At 69.3% G+C, this 21874-nt stretch carries 16 protein-coding genes and 2 pseudogenes; 10 read left to right on the top strand and 8 right to left on the bottom strand.

Going from position 1 to position 21874, the window contains the following annotated elements; translation table 11 throughout:
* Positions 1-120: 120 nt before the first annotated feature.
* A complete protein-coding gene (locus tag Q0C41_RS20310; protein WP_291986836.1) occupies positions 121-816 on the bottom strand; it encodes a hypothetical protein in 696 nt (231 codons plus the stop codon).
* 155 nt (positions 817-971) lie between these two features.
* Complete coding sequence (locus Q0C41_RS20305) at positions 972-1763, bottom strand: DUF4412 domain-containing protein (RefSeq protein WP_291986834.1); 792 nt, start codon at positions 1761-1763, stop codon at positions 972-974.
* A gap of 133 nt (positions 1764-1896) precedes the next feature.
* On the opposite strand from Q0C41_RS20305, the gene Q0C41_RS20300 reads away from it, so the two are divergent.
* The 5 genes from Q0C41_RS20300 (at position 1897) to Q0C41_RS20280 (ending at position 9238) form a co-directional block, all read left to right on the top strand.
* Entirely contained in the window at positions 1897-3306 is a 1410-nt protein-coding gene (locus tag Q0C41_RS20300; RefSeq protein WP_291986832.1) for an MBL fold metallo-hydrolase, read from the top strand.
* The gene (locus tag Q0C41_RS20295) at positions 3303-5276 is read left to right on the top strand and encodes a hypothetical protein (protein WP_291986830.1); all 1974 of its coding nucleotides are present in this window, start codon (positions 3303-3305) and stop codon (positions 5274-5276) included. Before Q0C41_RS20300 ends, Q0C41_RS20295 begins: the two co-directional genes overlap by 4 nt.
* Before the next feature lie 151 nt (positions 5277-5427).
* Positions 5428-7443 carry a peptidylprolyl isomerase gene (locus tag Q0C41_RS20290; protein ID WP_291986828.1) on the top strand — a complete coding sequence of 672 codons (2016 nt, stop codon included), beginning with the start codon at positions 5428-5430 and terminating at the stop codon, positions 7441-7443.
* Positions 7440-8774: a threonine/serine exporter family protein gene (locus tag Q0C41_RS20285; protein WP_291986825.1), complete on the top strand. Its 1335-nt coding sequence runs from the start codon at positions 7440-7442 to the stop codon at positions 8772-8774. The genes Q0C41_RS20290 and Q0C41_RS20285 overlap by 4 nt, the downstream gene beginning before the upstream one ends.
* 146 nt (positions 8775-8920) lie before the next feature.
* Positions 8921-9238 (top strand): hypothetical protein, encoded by a 318-nt coding sequence (locus Q0C41_RS20280; RefSeq protein ID WP_291986823.1) that lies wholly within the window; start codon positions 8921-8923, stop codon positions 9236-9238.
* Between the two features lie 18 nt (positions 9239-9256).
* On the opposite strand, the gene Q0C41_RS20275 is transcribed toward Q0C41_RS20280, so the two are convergent.
* Complete coding sequence (locus tag Q0C41_RS20275; RefSeq protein WP_291986821.1) at positions 9257-10780, bottom strand: deoxyribodipyrimidine photo-lyase; 1524 nt, start codon at positions 10778-10780, stop codon at positions 9257-9259.
* A gap of 360 nt (positions 10781-11140) precedes the next feature.
* On the opposite strand from Q0C41_RS20275, the gene Q0C41_RS20270 reads away from it, so the two are divergent.
* Positions 11141-11497, top strand: coding sequence for a hypothetical protein (locus Q0C41_RS20270; protein ID WP_291986819.1), 357 nt, complete (start codon positions 11141-11143; stop codon positions 11495-11497).
* A gap of 21 nt (positions 11498-11518) precedes the next feature.
* Here the strand turns inward: Q0C41_RS20270 and Q0C41_RS20265 are convergent, their stop codons facing one another.
* Positions 11519-12358 carry a serine hydrolase gene (locus tag Q0C41_RS20265; protein ID WP_291986817.1) on the bottom strand — a complete coding sequence of 280 codons (840 nt, stop codon included), beginning with the start codon at positions 12356-12358 and terminating at the stop codon, positions 11519-11521.
* 407 nt (positions 12359-12765) lie between these two features.
* Positions 12766-14559, bottom strand: coding sequence for a GAF domain-containing protein (locus Q0C41_RS20260; protein WP_291986815.1), 1794 nt, complete (start codon positions 14557-14559; stop codon positions 12766-12768).
* A gap of 30 nt (positions 14560-14589) precedes the next feature.
* On the opposite strand from Q0C41_RS20260, the gene fabZ reads away from it, so the two are divergent.
* Positions 14590-15048: a 3-hydroxyacyl-ACP dehydratase FabZ gene (gene fabZ, locus Q0C41_RS20255; protein ID WP_291986813.1), complete on the top strand. Its 459-nt coding sequence runs from the start codon at positions 14590-14592 to the stop codon at positions 15046-15048.
* Between the two features lie 120 nt (positions 15049-15168).
* Here fabZ and Q0C41_RS20250 read toward each other — a convergent pair whose 3' ends face one another.
* On the bottom strand, positions 15169-15882 hold the full coding sequence (locus Q0C41_RS20250; protein WP_291986811.1) for a CsgG/HfaB family protein: 714 nt from the start codon (positions 15880-15882) through the stop codon (positions 15169-15171).
* Between the two features lie 128 nt (positions 15883-16010).
* On the opposite strand from Q0C41_RS20250, the gene Q0C41_RS20245 reads away from it, so the two are divergent.
* Positions 16011-17558, top strand: coding sequence for an ATP-binding protein (locus Q0C41_RS20245; RefSeq protein WP_291986809.1), 1548 nt, complete (start codon positions 16011-16013; stop codon positions 17556-17558).
* A gap of 146 nt (positions 17559-17704) precedes the next feature.
* Here Q0C41_RS20245 and Q0C41_RS20240 read toward each other — a convergent pair.
* Both Q0C41_RS20240 and Q0C41_RS20235 read right to left on the bottom strand, forming a co-directional pair.
* Positions 17705-18385, bottom strand: a pseudogene (locus Q0C41_RS20240) (sigma-70 family RNA polymerase sigma factor); the annotation flags it as partial.
* A gap of 242 nt (positions 18386-18627) precedes the next feature.
* Positions 18628-18855, bottom strand: a complete 228-nt coding sequence (locus Q0C41_RS20235; RefSeq protein WP_291986807.1) for a hypothetical protein — start codon at positions 18853-18855, stop codon at positions 18628-18630.
* 278 nt (positions 18856-19133) lie between these two features.
* Here Q0C41_RS20235 and Q0C41_RS20230 point away from each other — a divergent pair, with 278 nt between their 5' ends.
* Positions 19134-20543: a sigma-54 dependent transcriptional regulator gene (locus Q0C41_RS20230; RefSeq protein ID WP_291986805.1), complete on the top strand. Its 1410-nt coding sequence runs from the start codon at positions 19134-19136 to the stop codon at positions 20541-20543.
* A 263-nt stretch (positions 20544-20806) separates the two neighbouring features.
* Positions 20807-21874, top strand: a pseudogene (locus tag Q0C41_RS20225) (hypothetical protein); the annotation flags it as partial.

The raw sequence follows: 21874 nt of genomic DNA, 5'->3' as shown, positions 1-21874 counted from the left end.
GCCCGATGGCCCCGCCGTGAGGCGAGCCGGGCCGAGCCAAAGGCGACGGCCCACAGCACCGGCGCCCCGAGCTGCGCTTCATTCTGAATCTTGAATGTCAGCGAAGCCCGCCTGAATTACTCAGGCCCCTGCCTCATCCAGAATCCGGTGCAGCACGGCATCGGTATCGGTCAGCGGCAGGTTGCTGATGTAGAAGTGGCGGACGCCGGCCGACCGCAGGGTGCGGATGGTGCGGGCGCAGATGGTCTCGGGTGACGCCCCGGCGCCGAACTCGGCGACCAGTTCGTCGACCGGTACGGGCATGAAGCCGGCCAGCATGTCGAGGGTCCGGCGACGCGCGCTGCGGTAGTAGAACACCCCGAACACGCCCGGCATCGTCACGCCACGGCGCGCGGCCTCGCCGAGGAAGCGCTCGACGTCGTGCACCTGATGATGCGTCGCCACCTGCGTGAGGTAGTACTCGCCGGTGAACTCCGGGGCGCAGAGGAAGTCGACCTGGCGCTCCGGGTGCCGATTCGGGTTGGCCCAGCCACCGAGCACCAGCGACGGCTGGCGGGCGCGAATGGCGGCCCGCAGTTCCCAGGCGTGCTCGACGCAGCGCGGCGTGCCGACCGTCTTGTCGCCGCCGAGCACCACCAGCGACGGAAAGCCGTGCAGGTGCGCCCGATCGGCGTACGTCAGGCAGTACTGCAGCGTGTGCTTGGACGTCAGGAACGGCACGACATGGTCGCGCGGCACATCGTCGCCGAGGTTCAGCACGAGGTGACGGAGGTTGTCCTCTTCCTGCGCACCGACGGCGCTGTCGGTGAGGCACACGTGGTGTCCGCGCCGCACCAGGCGCCGCACCGCGTGGTAGGTGTCGATCCACGCGTCGATGCCCGCCGACGCGCTCAGTTCGGCGCGCGGCGGGCGAAGTTCGACCGCGTAGACGGAGGACGACCCGGACAGGGCGTCAACGAAGGGAGGAATCGTCAGTCCACCTTCTGCCGCTTGACCTTGTATCCGGCAGGCACGGTGAACAGGTCGGCGGCAAGGGGATCGGCCGAGATGCTGGTGACGGTGGTGTTGATCTCGCCGCCGCCCATCTTGGCGAAGATGCCCGCCATCGGGCCGTCGCCCGAGAGCTTGATCACCTGGCGCGACTCGAGCGGAATGCCCTTCTCCGCCATCGAGCGATAGAGCGCCATCATGCCCTTCGCGTTGCCGGGCTGGGCCTTGGCCGCGCGCGGATCGCCGAAGAAGAAGCCCTTGTCGGCGGCGGCCATGTAGAACGCCGCATAGTCCTTCGCGCCGGGGGCGTCGGTGGACAGGTACGCCGGACCACTGATGGTCACGGTCATGGCCATGCCCTGCGCCATCTCCGACTTCACCGAAACGCTGAGGTCGTGGCCCGCGGCCTTGTAGCCGGCCACGTTCTTGCTCTCGCCCGTGGGCGTGATCTTGACGTCGACGCCGCTAGCCGCAACGCCCGCGCCCTGCATGGTCTTCTGCAGGTCGGCGACATTCCAGATCTCGGCTTCCTTGTTCTTGTGATTGAGACTGATCAGCTCACCGGCGTCCACGTCCATGATCGTGGAGAGCTGGTTGCCCCCCATCGTCTGGTCGGTGCGCATCTTGCTGCCCTTGATGTAGGTGACCGTCTCCCCCGACGGGCTGCGGCCCATCATCTTGCCGGTCATCTGCGCCACCATCTTGACGTCGGCCGAGGCCGTCGTCGCGCAGGCCACGAGGCCGAGTGCCACCACCACTGTACGAAGACGCATCTTGCTTGACTCCTCCACTGGAACAACAACGACCCCGGGGGACCGGAACGCACGAACGACGCCGCGGAAGGGCCGTGTGGCGCTGACCCTCGAAGTATAGAATACGGAGGCCTTCCCGACAGGACGCCCAGACATGAGTGAGATCACGTTTCTCGGGGCCGCCCAGACGGTCACCGGCTCCCGACACCTGCTCCGTACGTCCACCGGACAGCGCGTCCTCGTCGACTGCGGGATGTTCCAGGGCCTGAAGGCCCTCCGCGAGCGCAACTGGCACGAACTCGGCGTCCCGCCGACGTCACTCGACGCCGTCCTGCTGACTCACGCCCACCTGGACCACGTCGGCTGGCTGCCCCGCCTGGTCGCGGCCGGCTATCGCGGTCGCGTGTACTGCACACCGGGCACCAAGGACCTGTGCTCGCTCGTGTTGCCGGACGCCGGACGCATCCAGGAAGAGGACGCGCGCCAGGCCAACAAGCATCACTACACGAAACACTCCCCCGCGCGCCCGCTGTTCACCGAAGACGATGCGCGGCGCGCCCTCACACTGCTGCAGCCGGTCGGCTTCGGCGTGCCGCTGCAGGTCGCTCCCGGGGTCACGGCGGAGTTCATTCGCGCCGGTCACCTGCTCGGATCGGCCTTCATCCGGGTGACCCAGGCGGACGCGCCACGCACCATCCTCTTTGGCGGCGACCTCGGACGCTACGGACGTCCGGTGCTGCCCGATCCGACGCCGGTGGCCGAGGCCGACGTCCTGCTCGTCGAATCGACCTACGGCAATCGCACCCATGCACCAGACGATGGCGGGGCGGCGCTGACCGAGGTGATCGTGCAGACGCACGAGCGGGGCGGGCGGTTGGTGATCCCGTCGTTCGCCATCGGACGCGTGGAAGAGCTCCTCTACTGGCTGCAGCGCCTGGAGAAGGAAGGCCGCATCCCGTCGATGCCCACCTACGTCGACAGCCCGATGGCGGCCGAAGCCCTGCAGTTCTACAGCTCGCGCCCCGATGAGCTCGACCCGGAGATGCATCCGGTGCCCCGCGGCCCGATGTTCGACACACGTCGCCTGCACGTGATCAAGGACACCGAGGAATCCAAGGCGCTGACCCGCTCGTCCGGACCCGCCATCATCATCTCCTCGAGCGGGATGGCCACGGGCGGCCGTGTGCTGCACCACCTGAAGAGTCTGTTGCCCGACCCGAAGAACACGGTGTTGTTCGTCGGCTACCAGGCCGCGGGGACGCGAGGCCGACTGCTGGTCGATGGCGCGCAGACCGTCAAGATCCATGGCCAGGTGATCCCCGTCGGGGCCCGCATCGTGCGCAACGACCAGATGTCGGCGCACGCCGATCGCGACGAGATCCTCCGCTGGCTGCGCGGCTTCTCGCGCCCACCGGCCCGCACGTTCCTCGTGCACGGTGAAGACGAGGCGATGAGCGCGCTGGCCGCCACGATCCGCCAGGAACTCGGCTGGGACGTGCATCAGCCTCGGCATCGCGAGACCGTGTCGCTTGGCGGTCGGTCCCAAGGAGCACCTGAGGCGTGAACGGGCGTCGCCACCTCCTCGAGCGCGTCGGTCCGGCGGCCGTCGTGCAGCTCTACGCCGACGCCTTCGAGCACCTGTCGGCCGCCGACAAGCGACTGGCGTGGCACCTCTACGAGGCCGCGCTGGCAGGGCGCGACATCTACATCGATCAGCGCTACGAGCACGGGTTGCTGATGCGCGACGTGCTGGAGGCGCTGCTGGCGGGCCGCGACGCCATCGAGGCGACGGTGGCGGATGCCATCGAGCGCTACACGAAGCTGTTCTGGATCAACTCGGGCCCCTACGACCACATCACCTCGCGGAAGTTCGTCCTCGAGATCGACCAGGCGCAGTTGCTGGCCGCCATCCTCGGGGTGAGAGGCGCGGGGCGTGAGGTGCCGCTGGGCCCGCATGCCTCGCCCGAGGCGTTCGTGGCCGCGCACGCGCGCGACTTCCTCGACGACACGTACCGGCCGATGGTGACGAGCAAGACGCCGGCGCCCGGTGAGGACATCCTGGCCGCCAGCGCCAACAACCTGTACAAGGGCGTCTCGTCAGCAGATCTCGACGGGTTCGAGGAGACGTTCGCGCTCAACTCGCGTCTCGTGCGCGGTGGGGACGGCGCGCTGCACGAGGAGGTCTACCGCGTCGGCGGTCGATACGGCGCGACGATCGCGCGGATGGTCGGCCACCTCGAAGCGGCGCTGGCCGTCGCGCCGCCAGCGACGGCGGCGGCGCTCGCGGCGCTCGTGCGCTTCTACCGCACGGGGGCGGAGGACGACCGACGCGCCTACGACATCGCATGGGTGGCCGACACGACGTCGGCCGTCGACACCATCAACGGTTTCATCGAGGTGTATCTCGACGCGCGCGGACGCAAGGGCGCCTTCGAGGGCATCGTCTTCCACGAGAATCCGGAGAAGACGGCCGACATCCGTCGCATCGCCGAGCACGCCGCGTGGTTCGAGGCCCACATGCCGTACGACGTGGCCTTCCGACGCACCGACGTGGTCGGGGTGTCTGCGCGCGCGATCGACGTGATCGTGGAGTGCGGGGACGCCGGCCCGATGACCGCCATCGGCATCAACCTGCCCAATGACGAAGCCATCCGCGAGGTCCACGGCAGCAAGTCGGTCTCGCTCGCCAACGTGGTCGAGGCTTACGAGCAGTCGCAGCCGGAGAGCCTGCGCGAGGAGTTCTGCTGGTCCGCGGAGGAGCGCGCGCGGTCGAAGCGGTGGCAGGCGCTGGCGGGCGAGCTGACCACGAGCCTTCACGAGGTGATCGGCCATGGCTCCGGGCGCATGGCCCCCGGCGTCGGCTCGCCGCAGGCGGTGCTGCGCGAGCAGTACTCGACCCTCGAGGAAACCCGGTCCGACCTCGTCGCCCTGCACTTCATCGCCGATCCCGTGATGGTCGACCTCGGCCTGATCGAGGCCGAGCACCATGCCGATGTCGTGCTGGCCGAATACGAGGGCTACGCGCGCAACGCGCTCGTGCAGTTGCGGCGCGTGCGGCGGGGTACGCATCTCGAGGAAGATCACATGCGCAATCGCCAGGCCATCGTGCACTGGCTGATGGCGCACACGACGGCGATCGACCGACGCACACGCGAGGGCCGCACGTTCTACGTGGTCGTCGACGTCGAGGCCTTCCGTGCCGGTGTCGGACGCATGCTGGCCCTGGTGCAGCGCATCAAGTCGGAGGGGCGGTACGACGAGGCCGTGGCGCTCTTCGAGGCGCATGGCATCCACTTCGACCCCGCGCTGCGCGACGAGGTGGTCGCGCGCGTCGATCGCCTCGACCTGCCGTCCTACACCGGCTTCGTCATGCCGCGGCTGGCACCGGTGCTGGATGCCACTGGCGCCATCGCCGACGTGGAGGTGTCCTATCCGCTCGATCTCGCGACGCAGATGTTCGAGTACTCGTCCCGCTATGCCATGCCCGTCGAGGACCGGCGTTCCCTGGAGCCGTCGACCTTCCGGTCCTCGTAGCCGTCGACCTTCCGGTCCTCGTAGCCGTCGATCTTCAGATCGACGGATCGTCGCCGCGCTGCTCGTCGGGATGCTCGTAGCGGTCGGACTTTGTCCGACGGTCGCCTCGGCTCAGGTGACTGCCGGACAAAGTCCGGCAGTTACAGGTCCGGTGAGGCAGGCGCAAACGCCCGACGTGCGGTCGGTGCTGGTGGCGGCCGGAGACGCACGTGTGCAGAGCGCAGCGCACCGGGCGGCCGTCGACGCGGCGCTGGCGACGGGGACGGCCGAGGCCCGCGTGCTCGCCCTGCGGGCGATTGGGCGCACGCGCCGCGCGGAGTTCCTGCCGACCGCGGTCGCGTCCCTGAGTCACCCGTCGATGGACGTCCGTCGAGAGGCGGCGTTCGCCGTGGCACACATCGGCAGCGGGGCCCCCGGCAGTCACCAGCACGCGCAGGCGGCCCTCGCGCAACGCCTGGGCACCGAGTCGGACCCGTTCGTGACGGCCAGTCTGGCCGAGTCCCTCGGCCGCCTGCCGCTTGCCGACCTGCCGGCGATTGACGACGCCGCTCAGCTGTTGTCGGGGGTCTCGGCGCGCATCGGTGACGGCCCCGCCAGGGCCGTCGTGTCCGTCGGGTTGGCCCGCGGCGCCGAGGCCCTGGCTCGACGCGCCCGCAGCCTGCCGGCGACTGGTGTCAACGCCCCGCGCCTGGTGGCCCTCCTCGAGACCCTGCTGGACCGCCACGCACGCCCGACCCCGGGTGCCGTGGCGCCGCAGGACGTGCTCGATCGACGTGTGCGACGGATGGCCATCGCTGGCCTCACGACCCTGCGCGCGCTGTCACCCAAGCGGCGCGCGACGGCGGCCAGTGATCTCGACGCGCAGGTGCGCCGCCTCGCCGTGCTCGATCTGGCGTCCGGCACAGAGGTGACCGAGGCGGAGGCCCGCGTGGCGTTCTCCGACGACGCGATGCTGGTGCGACATGCGGCCGTGGCACGTCTTGGGGCCAGGCTGCCCACGCTCGCCGAGCGCGCCGCCACGGACACCCACGTCGCCGTGCGCCTCGCGGCGATCGATGCCCTCGGCGAGGCCAGCGCCTGCCGCACGGTCTGCCTGGAGGCGTTGCGGCAACCGCACACGCGCGACACGTGGCATCAGGCCGCCCATGCCCTCGTGGCCCTCGCCCGCACGGACGCCGACGCCGCCCGCCCACAGGTGGTCCGAGCCACGGCGTCCGACATCTGGCAGGTGCGGATGTACGCGGCTCGCGCGGCGGGTCTGACCGCTCAGGGCGACGTGATCGCGCGCCTCGCCGCGGACGCCAATCCCAACGTCCGGCACGCGGCCCTCGTCGCATGGCGCCAGGCCGCCCTGCCGAATCTCGCCGATGCCGCCGTCGCTGCGCTGACGAGTGACGATGGCCAGCTGGTGCTGGAGGCGGCCACCGCGCTGCAGGGCGCCGCCGCGGGCCTTGTGCCGCGGACCACCATCGTCGCGGCGCTGCGCGCGGCCCTGGCGCGCCTGACGGAACAGCGGCGGGAGACGTCACGCGATCCGCGCGTGGCGCTGCTCGAGCGGATCGACGAACTCGATCCGGAGCGGGCGACGACGTTGCGCCCCTACCTGACTGACTTCGACCCGTTCCTGGCCGAGCGCGCGGCGGCGTTGCTGGCGGCGCGGGGTGTGAACGCCACACCAGCCGCGGCACGCCCAGACGCCCGCGCCACGGACGTGCCCACGTGGGACGTCATCGAGGCACTCGGGCGCACGACGGTCCACCTGACCTTCAGCGGGAACCGGACGATGGTGTTGCGGCTCTACGCCGAGCAGGCGCCGACCGCGGTGGCTCGCTTCGTGGCCCAGGTCAAGGCGGGCGACTGGAACGGACGCACCTTCCATCGGGTCGAACCCGGTTTCGTCGTTCAGGGCGGCAGCCCGGCGGCCAACGAGTACGCGGGTGCGGCGGCGTTCGCCCGCGACGAGTTCTCCGCGCTCAGTCACGTGCGCGGCACGGTGGGCATCTCGACGCGCGGACCGGACACGGGCGACGGTCAGATCTTCATCAACCTGGTGGACAACGTGCGCCTGGATTTCGGCTTCACGATCGTCGGATCGATGGTCGGCGACCCGCGCCTGATCGACGACATCGTCGAGGGCGAGGTCATCGTGTCGGCAACCACCCAATGACGGGCGCGGACGGCGAGCCGGTCGTGCGGCCGGGCGGCGAGGACGTCATGGGCGTCACACACACGCCCGTCTACTCGGTCGAAGAAGCCGCGGCCGTCGGCTTCGTGCTGCGCCTCGGTCGCGCGCTGCACGGCTACGGCTTCTCGGCCGATGCCCTCGAGCACGCCCTGCAGGGGATGGCCGATCGCCTTGGACTCGAGGCACAGTTCTTCACCACACCGACGTCGATTTTCGCGGCGTTCGGCCCACCGGAACAGCAGCACACGCACCTGATTCGCGTCTTCCCCGGGGACGTCGATCTGGGCAAGCTGGCGCGCCTCGACGCGGTCTCGCGCGACGTCGAGCAGGGCCGGGTCGGTGTGGTCGAGGGATCGGCGCGCATCGACGCCATCATCGCGCTACCGCCGCTGTCCCGACCGGTCGTCCGCGTGCTGGCGTACGGCGTGGCGTCTGCGGCCGTCTGCCGCATCCTCGGGGGCGGGCTCAACGAACTGGTGGTCGCTGGCCTTGCCGGCCTGCTGACGGGCGTGATCTCGCTGGCGTCCAGACGGCTGCCGCACGGCACGCACGTCTTCGAGTTGGTCGCCGCGTTCGCCGTGTCGCTGCTGGTGACCTGCATCGCCTCGATCGGCGACCTCCGGCTGTCGGTGCCGACGGCCACCCTGGGTGGCGTCATCGCCCTGCTGCCCGGGCTGACCGTGACGGTGGCGATGACCGAGCTGGCGCGACGTCACCTGGCGGCGGGGACGGCCAGGCTGAGTGGCGCGTTCCTCGTGTTCATCGCCATCGCGTTCGGCGTGGCGGTCGGCGGCGAGGTGGCGCAGGCGCTGGTCGGCGACGTCCGTTCGTCGGCACCGCGGCGCCTGCCGGAGTGGACGCTGACGCTGGCGCTGGGCATCGCGCCGCTGGCCTTCGGCGTGCTGCTCCGGGCCAGGCTGCGTGACTTCCCATGGCTCTGGCTGTCCAGCACGGTCGGCTACAGCGCCGTGCGGCTCGCCGCCCTGTCGTTCGGCCCGGCCATGGCGGCGTCCGTGGACGCCCTGGTGGTCGGCGTGCTGGCCAACCTGTACGACCGGCGCGGCTTCGGACCGGCCGCGGTCGCCCTCGTGCCAGGGGTCCTGCTGCTCGTGCCCGGCAGCATCGGGTACCGGTCGCTGACCAGCCTGCTCGATCAGAACGTGATCGTCGGCGTCACGGCCGGCTTCACCATGATCCTCACGGCCGTCGCCATCGCCGCCGGGTTCCTCGTCTCCAGCGTGCTGGTGCCCACCAGAAACAATTCACAATTCAAAATTCACAATGAAGCGCGGGGCGGGCCGGGTCAGGCCTAGCCGGCACTGAATGGGGCCGACCCGCTGATGTCGGTCTGCCGTCAGCGGCGCTGTTCTTTTCCCGACACCAGCCGATTCCCTGACTGTCACCGCCCGGAGCGTCTGGGCAAGCCTGACCGGCTTGACGGTCAAGGAGAGGCACGCCCGTGCATACGGTGCTGTACTACGTTCAACACGACAACGAGGTGCCGGTGCTGGTGCCTGTCGAAGTGCTCTCGCGGGAACCCGATCGTCAGGGGAACCTGAAGCTTGCCGAACCGCTCAAGCTCCGGGACCTGGTGGTGGACTCGGTGCCGCTGACGCGGTGCTACGAGTACGACCCCTACCTCGCCCATGCCGTGCAGGCCTACGCGGCGCAGGTGACGACGCTCGTGCGCGTGTCGCAGAGTGTGATCGAGGGACTGGCGGTGCCGGTGACCCCGCCGCAAGGCATGTTCACGGCGATGGACGCCAGGGTGCACTGACCCTGTTCGCCCCGCACTTCATTCTGAATTTTGAATCTTGAATCGAAGTTGCTGATCCGGCCCATACGTCCGCAGGTAGTTCTTCAGACGCAACTTCTTCACGGTGCTGTCGCTGCTCATGTACCTGATGACCCCGAAGATCTCGCGCCGCGGCGCCCAGGGGCGGTCGTAGCGGCCCAGCACCCAGAAGATGCCGCTGTAGGAGTTGGGGTCACGGCCATCGAGCGCGTACTTGTTGTTGAGCTCGATCATGACGGCCAGCGCGTTGCGCGGGTGGGCCGTCCACTGCAGGATCTTCTTGCCCCAGAGCATGCGCAGATAGTTGTGCATGCGCCCCTCCTGGACGAGCTGACGCTGCGCCGCATTCCAGACCGGGTCGTACGTGTTGGCGGCCTCGAGCTCGGCGAGCGTGTAGAGATGCTCGCGCGTGTCGCTGGCGTGGGCGTCGAGTGAGGCGCGAGCCCAGTCGGGCAGCGACTCGTACTGGTCGTAGTCCTCGCGGTTGGCCGCGAAGTTGAACCCCACCTCGCGCCAGGTGATCAGCTCGTCGAAGAAGGCTTCGACGGCGGCCGGCGCGCCCCACCACCCCTCCCGGCTGCCATTGACCTTGGTTGAGATCGAACGTGTGGTCCAGCCGACCTGTGTCGCGACGTCCGCGAAGACGCGATGGGCTCCGATGTGCCCGAAGTGCAGCCAGGGCGACAGACCAGACGCGGCGTCGCTGTCGGGCTGACTCCGCTCCTCGTGATACTTCGCGAGCCCGTGGGTCAGGAACTGGGCGAGGCGGGCCTGCGCTGCGACGTCGCCTCCCACAAGCACCGATGAGGGCGAGACGACGTGGTCGATGGGCAGAGCGGCCAGTGCCCTCACCCCACCCCTCAACAGCTCATCCTCGGCCTCAGGCCATCGCGTCCGCACGTCGTCTGCAATCGGCGCGAGACGGGCGGGGGCGCGTTCGAGCGGCTGTGCCAGCGGCGCGTGCACGAGGTGGGGCGCCAGCGACTTCTGCAGGTAACGCCTGAACGAGTAGGCCGTCGGATAGACGGTCGTCGTCGCGCGCATCGGCATCAGGCCGTTGCCGTCCACGGCCTCGAGCCGGCAGTCGAGCCGTCGCGCCGCCGCCTCGACCATGCGAGGGAGGAAGAAGGCGGGATAGTCGTCGGTGACGACCAGCGCCGCGTCCTGCGCCAGGCGTTCCAGCAGGCCCTTGCCGTGTCCGGCTGAGGGTTCGACGTAGGCGTAGTACGTCACGCCCATCGCCGCGGCGGTGACCCGATGATCGGCCATCCCCCGCAGCACGAAGGCGTGAAATCGGTCGCTCGCCCAGGGATAGCCGACCCGCAGCGGCTCGAAGATCAGCAGCGGCAGGTCGAGGGCGGCGGCCCTGGCCACCGCGTGCTGCAGGCCGAAGTTGTCCTCGAGCCGACGCGACGCGATCATCCAGTAGAGGACATACCGCGCGCCACGTCGCGGCGGTGCGTCACGGACGACGCGGATCCGGGACGGGGGGACTTCGAGCAATTCAGGCGGGTTCGGCGACATTCAGCATTCACAATGAAGGGTCGAGGCGAGCGACCTCAGCGCTTCGCTGGGTCTGCACCCAGAAGGAGACGCCCCTCGGCAGCCTGGAGGTGCTCCCCGTCCCCTGCGCAGGACGTTTCTGCCGTCCGGGCATTGGCACACCGATTGAATCATGGAGTCGCCGAGACTGCGCCGGGTCAACGGGGTGCGAACACCGTAAAGGCAGGCGCTGGCATCGCCGCACTTCGTCGTCAGTGGGCGGCTCGTGTGCAGTCTCTTCAGGACCGGGGGGATGTCGTGGTGGATGCGCAGGGGGCGTGTCTGCGGCGGCGTTCCCCCTTTTCGTTCCGCGCCAGCTGTGCCGGGACCAGGGGAATGGTCATGTCGCGTCTCGTTCGTCCCGTTCTTGCCGTTGTCCTGGCGGTCACGCTTGCCGGGTGCGCCATGCGGGCCCGCTCCATCTCCGACATCCGCGACGACCCGGGCCGATACGACAACCGCCAGGTCGAGGTGACCGGCCGCGTCACCAGCGCCTGGAGTGTCCCGCTGGTGCCCTACGGGCTCTACAAGATCGACGATGGGACAGCGGAGATCACGGTGCTGTCTCGGGAGCGCGGCACGCCTTCGAAGGGCGCGCTCGTGAAGGTCCGGGGCGATGTGCGCGAAGTCGCCAACTTCGGCGCGACCTCGGTCGGGCTGCACATCGAGGAGCGCGACAGGAACGTCGTGCGACGGTAGCGACGCCGGATCGCGGGGGCGTCACTGCGGGACTGACAGCAGTCGCCCCTCGACCCCCGCTCTCGCGAGCCGGGAGAAGTACTGGTACGCCGCCCGCGAGATGTCGGTGATCGCCCGGTCTCCGGCGGCATCGTCTGCGAGAAAGCTGGTCATCACGCAGATCAGGTAAGGGCGGCCCTTCAGGTCGACCCACGCGATTTCGCTGCGCACGCCGTCGAGGGCACCGGGTTTGGCGGCCACCGGCACGCCGGGGGGGATGCCCGCGCGCACGGCGGTTGGACCGTACTCGCGCAGGATGCGGATGGCCTCGGCCTGGCTCGAGGGTGTCAGCCCGCGGCCGGTCCGGATGGCGTCCATGACGGTCACCAGATCGGCGGCACTGGCGACGTTCTCTTCGCCACGTGCAGCGGCATCGCCATCCATCATCCTGCGGCGCAGGCGATAACCCGGAGCGCCGAGTGCCTGCATCCGCGTGGTGATCGTCTCGGCGCCGAGCGTGTCGATCAGCACGTTGGTGGCCGTGTTGTCGCTCAGCAGGATCATCAGCAGCGCGTGGTCGCGCAGCGAGAGCCTCGGCGACGACAACCGCTGCAGGATGCCGGCGCCACCGACACGGCTGGCTGTCGGCAGCGGGCGCGGGTCGTCCAGGGCAAGGGCCCCGGCATCGGCGCGAGCGAAGAGCTCGTGGAGGATGCCGATCTTGATGGTCGACGCGGTCGGGAACGGCTCGTCGGCGCGTCGGGCGAAGCGCTCGCCGCTCGTGAGGTCGACGACCAGGTAGGCGATGGAGCCGTCGACGGCGCTCGCCGTGGCCTCGAGCCGCCGCGAGAACTGCGCGGCGAGTTCTGCGGGCTTGGTCAACAATTCAGGCGCACTTCGCTGACATTCAAAATTCAGGAATGAAGCGCGGGTCGATGGAACGCCAAACGGCTTCACCGTCAACAATTCAGGCGCAGCACCGCCATCACGTCGCAGCCCAGACTCGTGAAGTCCGGTACTCCGATCCTGAATTGCCCCGGCTGGGGAGAGCGGCGCTGACGCCCGGTGGAGGTGCCCCGCCCCGCGCTGCATCCCTGAAGTGTGAATTCCGGTGATCCGATCCTGCATTGGCCCTGCCGCAGCGCCGCACACCGGAGAACGCGGCGCTGACGGCCGTTCGAGGTGCCCCGCCCCGCACTGCATTCCTGAAGTGTGAATTCCGGTGATCCGATCCTGCATTGGTTCCGCCAGGATCCCGCACGCCAGGGCCAGGGCGAGGGGGCGCATGCTCAGAGGGCGCGGACCGCGACGGCCGTGATGTCGTCGTTCTGCAGGGCGTCGCCGCGGAAGGCGGCGACGGCCTCGAAGATGGCGTCGACGATCTCGCGCGCCGACCGTCCCCGCTGCGTGTGCATGACCTCGGCGATGTGCTCGCGGCCGAACTCGTCGCCGGCCTCGTTCATCGCCTCGGAGACGCCGTCGGAGTAGAACAGGAAGACATCACCCTTCGCGTACGGGATGACGCATTCGTCGTACTCGATGCCGGGAAACGACCCGAGCGGCACGCCGGTCACGTCGATCCACTCGATGTCGCCGGCTGGCGTCATCTTCAGGGGATACGGCACGCCGGAGTTGGCCACCGTCACCGTGCGCCGCTTGACGTCGAACAGGCCGTAGCACAGCGTGCAGTACATCTCGAGCAGGCCACGCTCGTGCAGGATGGTGTTCATCGCCTGCAGCACGGTCGACGGCGTGACGGCGGTCGAGACGTAGCGCTTGCGGAACGTGCGGGACCGCACCAGCTCGGAGGCGAAGGCACTGTAGAGCGCCGCCGGGACGCCCTTGCCGGAGACGTCGCCAAGCGCCACCACGAGCTGGTTGGCCAGCGGGTCGAGGTAGTCGTGGAAATCGCCGCCGACCTCGCGCGCGGCGTCGAAGCGGGCCGCGACGTCGAGGCCGCGGATGCGCGACGGCACTTCCTGGGGCAGCAGCGCCGTCTGCACGCGCTGGGCGATGCGCAGTTCCCGCTCGATGCGCGCCTGGTTGGTGGCGAGCTCGTGATAGAGCCGGGCGTTCTGAATCGCGATGGCGAACTGGCCGCCGAGCAGGGTGGCGAACTCGACCTCGCTGGCGTCGAAGGCATCGCGCTCGTCCGTGCTGAGGTCGAGCACGCCGATGCAGTCGCCCTGATACAGCAGGGGCACGGCCATCTCGGACGTCACCGTGTCGAACAGCTCGATGTACCGGGGGTCCTCGCGCACGTCACCGGTGACCACGACCTCGCGATGCAGCGCGGCGTACCCGGTCAGCCCCTCGCCCACGGCGATCGACGTCACCTTCTCGTTGATGCCGTACGGCGTCGCCAGGTGCTTGATCTCGAGGCGCTGGGTCTGCGGGTTCAGCAGCAGGATGGCGAACGCCTTGTAGTCGATCACCTTCAGCGTGGCCGCCGCCAGGCGCTCGAACAGCTGATCGACGTCGAGAATCGAGGAAATCTCCCGGCTGATCTCGAGCAGCGTCTCGAAGACCCTCGCGTCCTTGGCCGCCTGCGAGTACAGCCGCGCGTTCTCGAGCGCCGTCGCCGCATGGACGCCGAACTGGCGGACGATCGCCAGATCCTTCTCGGTGAAGGCGTGCCGCTGGCTGCTGAGGATGTTCAGCGCCCCAATCGTCCGCGTCCGGTACGCGAGCGGGACGATGATGGACGAGCGCATCCCGGGGACGTACCCCTTGTAGTTGGGCTCGTGGTCGAGGTCGTTGACCAGAACGGCGCGCCGGTCCTGGACCGCCAGGCCGACCAGGCCGTCGCCCACCGCCAGCCGGATCGACTCGGCCACGCCCGTGGGATAGCCGACGGCGTAGTCGACGTGCAGGCCCGTGCCAGAGGCATCCAGCATGTAGATGGCAAAGGCGTCGAACTGGATCAGGCGCTCGATGAGCCGCGGAATGGTCTGCAGCAGCTCTTCCAGCGACAGGACGGACATGACCCGACGCCCGAGGTCGAACAGCGTCCTCAGCGTGTCCTGATCGCTGATGGTCCGGGCCGCGCGGGCCGGGTCGCTGGACAGGGGAAGCTCGGTCACGGCAAGGGGCGGATTATACTTCCGGAGCGCATGGAACTGACCGTCCCCTTCGACTACCAGGCCATCGAGCGGATTCTGCCGCATCGATACCCGTTCCTCCTCGTGGACCGCATCACGGAGTTCGAGGTGGACACGCGGGTGGTCGGCGTCAAGAACGTCACGGGGGACGAGAGCTACCTGTCACGCGTGCACGGCCAGCCGCCCGTGCTGCCGCCGACGATTCTCACCGAGGCCGTGGCGCAGGTGGGCGCGATCCTGATCCTCGCCAAGCCGGAGAATCGCGAGAAGCTCATCTATTTCATGGGCATCGAGCGCGTCCGGTATCGTCGCCCGGTCCATCCGGGCGACACCGTGATCATCGAGGCCCACGTGCAGCGCCTGCGCAGCCGCATGGGTGTGCTGAAGGGTGTGGCCCGTGTCGACGGCCAGGTGGTAGCCGAGGGGACGATGACGTTCGCGCTGGGGCCGAGGAACGAGAACCGAGAGTAATTCAGGTTCCGTCAGTGGCATTCAGAATTCAGAATGAAGCTCGGGGCCAGCAACGCCAACGCTCCCGCGGGAGCAAGGCGGAGTCCGCCCCGCGCTTCATTGTGAATCTTGAATTCTGAATTACTGAAGGTTGCCCTTCTTGGCCACCAGGTTGGTCAGCACCTGGGCCACGGCCTTCTCGGTGGCCTCACCGAGAATCGTCTCGCGGAAGTCCGACGAGCCCATCGAGACCTCGCCACCGCCGCCCGCGCCGCCACCGCCGGCGCCGCCGAGCAGCAGCCCGCTGCGCGACGACTCGGCCTGCCCCTTGGCGCTGATCAGGATCTCGCCGGTCGACGTGTCCACCATGCGCACCGTGATGGCGACCGTCGCCTTGCCCTTGGACGTGCCGACCTTGCCGAGGCCGAACTTGCCGCCGCCGAAGGCGCCGCCACCGACCCCGACGTTCCGGTTCTCGGTGCCGAACTTGGTGATCGACCCGACGACCAGGTACTTCACGCCGAGGGCCTTGCCGATCTTGGCCACCGACGCCGCATCCGGATCGGCACGCTCGCTGTTGGAGAAGTTCTGCTCGGCGAGGATGGCGTCGAGCCGCTTGCGCTCGATGATGCGGAACGATCCGTCGTTGACCAGTTCGTCCACGAGCAGGTCCGCCACGCCCTTGCCGATGTCCCAGTTCCCCGACCACCACTGCTGCACGGCGCCGAAGTCGAGATCGAGCACCGCGACCGTCGGCCGCGACGCCCGGGCCGACTGCGCGGACGCCACCGTGGGCATCGCGACGGCTACAGCGACGGCACTGACTGCGACGATCGAACGAAGGAAGGTACGCATGAACTTCTCCATGACCCTTTCTGGGCCTGCCACCCGGAACTGGCTCAGCCTGCCTGACGCCAGTGCGCGGCGGGGAGGCACCTCCCCCGGGACATCGCGGGGCACATGCTAGAGTGGCCCCCGCGTTCATGGCCGCACTGATCGAAACGGACGGTCACCCACCAGACGAACAGTCGTGGCTCGATCTGGTGGTATCGCTCCCCGTCGGACTGGCCCTTGCGACCCTCGCCCCGGACGGCCAGGGGCGCACGCGGGCCGCCAATCCCGCGCTGCTCGCCCTGCTGCGTGGCGCCAGTGGCACCCCGCCCGACGTGCTCGCCGCCAGCACCTGGATTGACGTCGAGGAGTTCAATCGGCTGCGCTCCGGCCTCCGTGAGCCGCGCGGTGTCACCGACATGCCTGCCCGCCTCCGTCGCGCCGACGGCACCGTGGCCCACGTGGAGATCACGGCCTCGCTCGGGAGTCGGGAGTCGGGAATCGGGAGTCGGGACATCTTCCTCCTGGTGCGCGACGTCGGCGAACGCCGGCGCCGTGAGGAGCAATCGCGCGACCTGTATCAGCAGTTGCTGCAGGCCGAGAAGATGGCGGCCCTCGGCCAGACGATGTCCGGGGTCGCCCACGAACTGAACAACCCCCTCGGCGCGATTCTGGCGCTGGCCGAGCGCCTGCGTCTGCAGGCCGCCCGGACGCCGCTCGCCGCCGGTCTCGCCACCCTGCACAAGGAGGCGGAGCGTGCCGCCCGCATCGCACGGCAGCTCCTGACGTTCGCGCGCAAGCGGCACACGACGCGCCTGATGGTCCCGGTGAACGAGGTCGTCGCCGAGACGGTCCGCCTGCGGGAGGCCGACCTGCAGCGCGCCGGCATCCGCGTGACCATGCACCTGGCGGCCGATCTTCCGGATGTCTTCGCCGATCCCCATCAGCTCCAGCAGGTGGTGCTCAACCTCCTGATCAACGCCGAACACGCCCTGATGCGCCAGGACGCCGGGGGGCACGTGCAGATACAGACCTCCGCCAAGGGCGCAGACAGCATCCGCATCGAGGTGGCCGACGATGGGCCGGGGATGAGCGCCGAGGTGCTCGGACGCATCTTCGATCCGTTCTTCACCACCAAGGACGTCGGGGAAGGGACGGGCCTGGGACTGGCCGTGGCGCAGGCCATCATCGCCGAGCATGGCGGACACATCGACGTGACGTCGACCCCGGGATCCGGGGCGCGCTTTGCCATCGATCTGCCCGCCGCGGGCGCCACGGTACAGGCGCCGCGGGCGCAGACGGCGCCCGTGGCCGACACGTCCGATCGCTTCGGCCTCGGTCTCCGCGTGCTGCTGGCCGACGACGAACCGGCGCTGGCCGGCGCGGTGGCCGATACCCTGCGCGATGCCGGGTTCGAGGTGACGATGGCGGGGGACGGCGAGGAGGCGCTGGCGCGTGCGCGAGCCCAGACCTTCGACGCGGTGATCTGCGACCTGCGGATGCCGCGAGTCGATGGCCCGACCTTCTATCGGGCCATCGCCGAGTACTCGGCGCCTCAGGCGCGGCGGGTGATCTTCGTCACGGGCGACGTGACCGGGACGGAGGCCGCGCGCTTCCTCGACGACAGCGGCTGCCCCTGGTTGGCCAAGCCGTTCCGACTCGCCGAACTCCTGCGCGTCGTCCGCGACGTGGTCGGGTAGGCGAGCAGCTTGCCGCGCGGACTGGCGGCATCGAGCACGGCGTCGTGCGAGACGGCGCGCAGGCTCCGGGCCTCCTGCAGGTCGACCAGCGCCGCGACCATCCGCGACGACCCCTCCGCGTAGCCGCAGGCGAGCAGGGCGTCCTTCAGGCGGGTCAGCGCACGGGCGTGGAGTTGCGAGATGCGCGATTCGTTGACCCCGAGCGCCTGCCCGATCTGCTTCATCGTGGCGTCCTGGAAGTAGTACAGCGAGAGCAGCCGACGATCGCGCGGCTGCAACCGGCTCATGGCCTGCCGCAGGCGCTCACGCCGTTCGACCGCGACGTAGCGGGCGTCCGGCGCCATCGGCGCGGCGGGGACGCACCCGGGCGGCAGGTTGGCATCCTCGCTGTCACCGCCAGCCGCGGCCGACGTCGCCTCGATCGTGTTGATGCGAACGATGGTGCGACCCAGTCGTTCCTCGTCGATGCCGAGGTGGCTGGCGAGGTCGGCCAGCGACGGCTCGCCGCCGGTCGCCGCCCGAAGGGCCTCGCGGGCCGCCTCGAGTTCGCGCCGGATGCGACGCACGCCGCGCGGCCACGCGTCGCGTCGGAGGGCATCGATCATGGCACCACGCACCCGACGTTCGGCAAAGGTCTCGAAGCGGATGCCGCGCCCCTCGTCATAGCGGTGGACGGCGTCGATGAGGCCGATCATGCCGTCCTGCACGAGGTCACCGACATCCACACCCGAGGGCATCGACGCCGCCATCCGGCGGGCGAGCGCCTCGACGAACGCCCGGCTGGCGATGACGCGACTCTGCTGATCTTCACGAAGGGGCTGCAACACGTCAGTCTCCTGTCACTCGTCCGCCGGCTGGGAGTCGGCTGGACCGGCTTGCACCGGTACCGACAAGACAGAGAGCAACCCTGGTGCCAATCTGATGACAGATCGGCCCCACACTGGGAGAAATCCTGCAACTGATTTATTTGTAGATACTTCTAGAGATCGATCGGGCCTGATCGATCGACGGGTACTGCGCGCTGAGGATCCGGATCGACGGTTTATTGACGACCAGGGGATGGCCGCCGCTAGTTTTTTGACGCCTCGTCGCCCTCGAGCAGGCGCTCGGGAAGCATGCGACGGATTTCCTTGACGGCGTCCAACGCGCTCACCGCGGCCTCCACGACGTCTGCCGCCCGCGTCCTCGTGCCGGCATCGGGGCATTTGGCCTCGATCAGCTCGGCATTGACGAGAACAATGCCCAGATGATTGTTGAGTCGGTGGAAGAGCTCGGCCAGGGGGCCCAGGGATGTCATGGCGGGTGGGTACCGAGAGGTGGTATCGGGCGGTGCGGGGCGGGGCTGTAGAAGCAATTCAGAATTCAGGATTCAAAATGAAGCGCGGGGCGGGCATCGCCGGGCTTACGCCGGGGGCCACACATCAATTCAGAGTTCAAATTCACAATGAGACGCAAGCCGGACATCGCGTGGGAGGGTCATGCCAAGGTGTGCTGACCAAGCAGCGAGCTGATCTTCATTGTGAATGGCAGCGAAGAGAGCCTTCATCTTGAATTGATGTCAAGATATTGGCGCCCATGAGTGCTGCTCCCCGTCCCCTGCTGCTGGTCGATGACGAGGGGGCGTTCCGTCGAGGGGTGGCGGACTACCTGTCGAGCGCGGGATTCGAGGTCACCGAGGCGTCCACCGTCGCCGAGGCACTCGAGCATCTCGAGGGCTTTGCCTTCGATGTCGTGTTGACGGATCTGCGGTTGCCGGACGGGGAGGGCACCCTCATTCTCCAGGCGGCCCGCGCCCGCTACCCCGACATCCTCGTGATCGTCGTCACCGGCCATGGCTCGATTCGGGCGGCCGTCGATGCCATCAGGCAGGGGGCGGCCGACTTCGTCACCAAGCCGTTCCAGTTGGCCGAGCTCGACCTGGCGCTCGAGCGGGCGCTGGAGCGCCAGCGACTGCAGGCGGAGAACACCTACCTGCGGGAGCAGTTGCGGGAACGCTACCGACTGGATCAACTGGTGGGTCGGAGCGCCGCGATGCAGGACGTGTTCAAGACGGTCGAGACGGTGGCGCCGACCAGCAGCACGATCCTGATCCTCGGGGAGACGGGCACGGGCAAGGAGCTGGTCGCTCGGGCCATCCACCAGCTGAGCACGCGGGCGGGCGAGAAGTTCGTGGCGCTGAACTGCAGCGCCATCCCGGAGTCGCTGCTCGAGGCCGAGTTGTTCGGCCATGTGAAGGGCGCGTTCACGGGCGCGGTCGCCAGCCGGCCGGGACGGTTCGAGCTGGCCCATCGCGGGACGCTGTTCCTCGACGAGATTGGCACCATGCCGCTGCCGCTGCAGGCCAAGCTGTTGCGCGCCCTGCAGGAACGCGAAGTCGAGCGCATCGGCGAGGCCCGGCCGATCAAGATCGATGTGCGGGTGCTGGCGGCCACCAATGCCAACCTCGACGAGATGGTGCGACAGGGCACGTTCCGCGAGGACCTGTTCTACCGACTCAACGTGATCCCGGTGCAGTTGCCGCCCCTGCGTGAGCGACGCGACGATGTGCCGCTGCTGGTGCGGGACATGCTGCAGCGCCTCGGCGCGCAGTCGGTGCCGCCGAGGACCGACGTGACGTTCTCGCAGGAGGCGATGCGCCGGCTGATGGCGCACGAGTGGCCCGGCAACATCCGGCAGCTCGAGAACACGGTCGAGCGGGCGCTGGCGCTGAGTCCGGGACGCGCGCAGATCGACGTGAGCGTGCTGCCGCCGGACGTGCGCGGTGAGCGGCCCGGCGATCGCGGCACCACCATCGCGCTGCCTGAGCAGGGCCTCGACCTGGAGCGGGAACTGGCGGCGGTCGAGCGCGTCTACATCGCCCAGGCCCTCGCCCGCACCGAACAGAACCGCTCGCGTGCCGCCGATCTGCTCGGCGTCAAGCGCACCACCCTGGTCGAGAAGATCAAGCGCCTCGAGCGCCTGGGCCTCGGCGAGGGGCTACAGTAATAGGCTCAGGGCTCAAGGCTCAAGGCTAAGGCTCAGGGCTCAAAGGGCTCAGGCTCGAGGCTCAGGGCTCCAGGGCCTGAGCGCGGATCTCGACGGGCACCACGCCTGGGGCTCCACCCGCCGGAAACACAGGGACACCATTCATGTCACGCGGAGCATTCTGGACCATCATCGTCGACGAGCAGCCGACGGCCTTTCGCGCGCCCGTGCGCGAAGATCTGTTGCCGACGCTGACGCAACTGCAGCGACAGCACCCCACGGCGGTGATCAAGTGGTTCCAGCGGGGCCGGTTGTGGGAGACCCCGGGCGACGCGATGGATGCGGGCAAGCCGCCGCGCCGGCCCGGCGCCTGGCGTCCGGGCGGCGAGCACAAGGATCCGCGTCACCAGTACAAGGTGCCGCGCGACGTGAAGCGCGCCCGCTGGGCGTCGCAGGCCGCCGAGGGACGCGGGCCGTGGGTCAAGGGTGAGGATCGGGTGCCTCGCGGCGACCGGTCGGAGCGCCCTGCGGGCACCGGGTTCAAGCCGTCGGGCGACCGGCCGCCGTCCGGAGATCGCCCGGCGTGGAAGCCGCGCGAAGACCGGCCGACGGGCGATCGGCCGGCGTGGAAATCGCGTGACGAGCGCCCCAGCGGCGACCGACCCGCGTGGAAACCGACGGGGGACCGGCCCGACCGGCCCGCCGGTGACCGGCCGGCCTGGAAGCCCAAGGGCGACCGCGCAGCGTGGAAGCCGCGCGAAGACCGGCCGGCGGGCGATCGACCGGCGTGGAAATCGCGCGACGAGCGTCCCGGCGGCGACCGGCCCGCGTGGAAGCCGAAGGGGGACCGGCCCGACCGCCCCGCCGGTGACCGGCCGGCCTGGAAACCCAAGGGCGACCGACCCGCGTGGAAACCGCGTGAAGACCGACCCGCAGGCGATCGGCCGGCGTGGAAATCACGCGACGAGCGTCCCGGCGGCGACCGGCCCGCGTGGAAGCCGAAGGGGGACCGGCCCGACCGGCCCGCCGGCGACCGGCCAGCCTGGAAGCCCAAGGGCGACCGACCCGCCTGGAAACCGCGTGAAGACCGACCCGCAGGCGACCGGCCGGCGTGGAAATCCCGCGACGAGCGCCCCAGTGGTGACCGTCCCGCGTGGAAGCCCACAGGCGATCGGCCCGACCGGCCCGCCGGTGACCGGCCAGCCTGGAAGCCCAAGGGCGACCGCCCCGCCTGGAAACCGCGTGAAGACCGACCCGCAGGCGACCGGCCGGCGTGGAAATCCCGCGACGAGCGCCCCAGTGGTGACCGTCCCGCGTGGAAGCCCAAAGGCGATCGGCCCGACCGGCCCGCC

It is taken from the genome of Luteitalea sp. (genome assembly GCF_022842525.1).
Lineage (GTDB): Bacteria > Acidobacteriota > Vicinamibacteria > Vicinamibacterales > Vicinamibacteraceae > Luteitalea.
Note: the sequence above shows the minus strand (reverse complement) of the source record. Positions and strands in the feature narration are given on the sequence as shown.

Bases quoted from the DNA above. Each gene is read 5' to 3' on its own strand.
- Q0C41_RS20250 (WP_291986811.1), bottom strand. From the start codon at position 15,882: ATGCGTACCTTCCTTCGTTCGATCGTCGCAGTCAGTGCCGTCGCTGTA.
- fabZ (WP_291986813.1), top strand. From the start codon at position 14,590: ATGGAACTGACCGTCCCCTTCGACTACCAGGCCATCGAGCGGATTCTG.
- Q0C41_RS20235 (WP_291986807.1), bottom strand. From the start codon at position 18,855: ATGACATCCCTGGGCCCCCTGGCCGAGCTCTTCCACCGACTCAACAAT.
- Q0C41_RS20275 (WP_291986821.1), bottom strand. From the start codon at position 10,780: ATGTCGCCGAACCCGCCTGAATTGCTCGAAGTCCCCCCGTCCCGGATC.
- Q0C41_RS20245 (WP_291986809.1), top strand. From the start codon at position 16,011: ATGGCCGCACTGATCGAAACGGACGGTCACCCACCAGACGAACAGTCG.
- Q0C41_RS20285 (WP_291986825.1), top strand. From the start codon at position 7,440: ATGACGGGCGCGGACGGCGAGCCGGTCGTGCGGCCGGGCGGCGAGGAC.
- Q0C41_RS20300 (WP_291986832.1), top strand. From the start codon at position 1,897: ATGAGTGAGATCACGTTTCTCGGGGCCGCCCAGACGGTCACCGGCTCC.
- Q0C41_RS20230 (WP_291986805.1), top strand. From the start codon at position 19,134: ATGAGTGCTGCTCCCCGTCCCCTGCTGCTGGTCGATGACGAGGGGGCG.
- Q0C41_RS20305 (WP_291986834.1), bottom strand. From the start codon at position 1,763: ATGCGTCTTCGTACAGTGGTGGTGGCACTCGGCCTCGTGGCCTGCGCG.
- Q0C41_RS20270 (WP_291986819.1), top strand. From the start codon at position 11,141: ATGTCGCGTCTCGTTCGTCCCGTTCTTGCCGTTGTCCTGGCGGTCACG.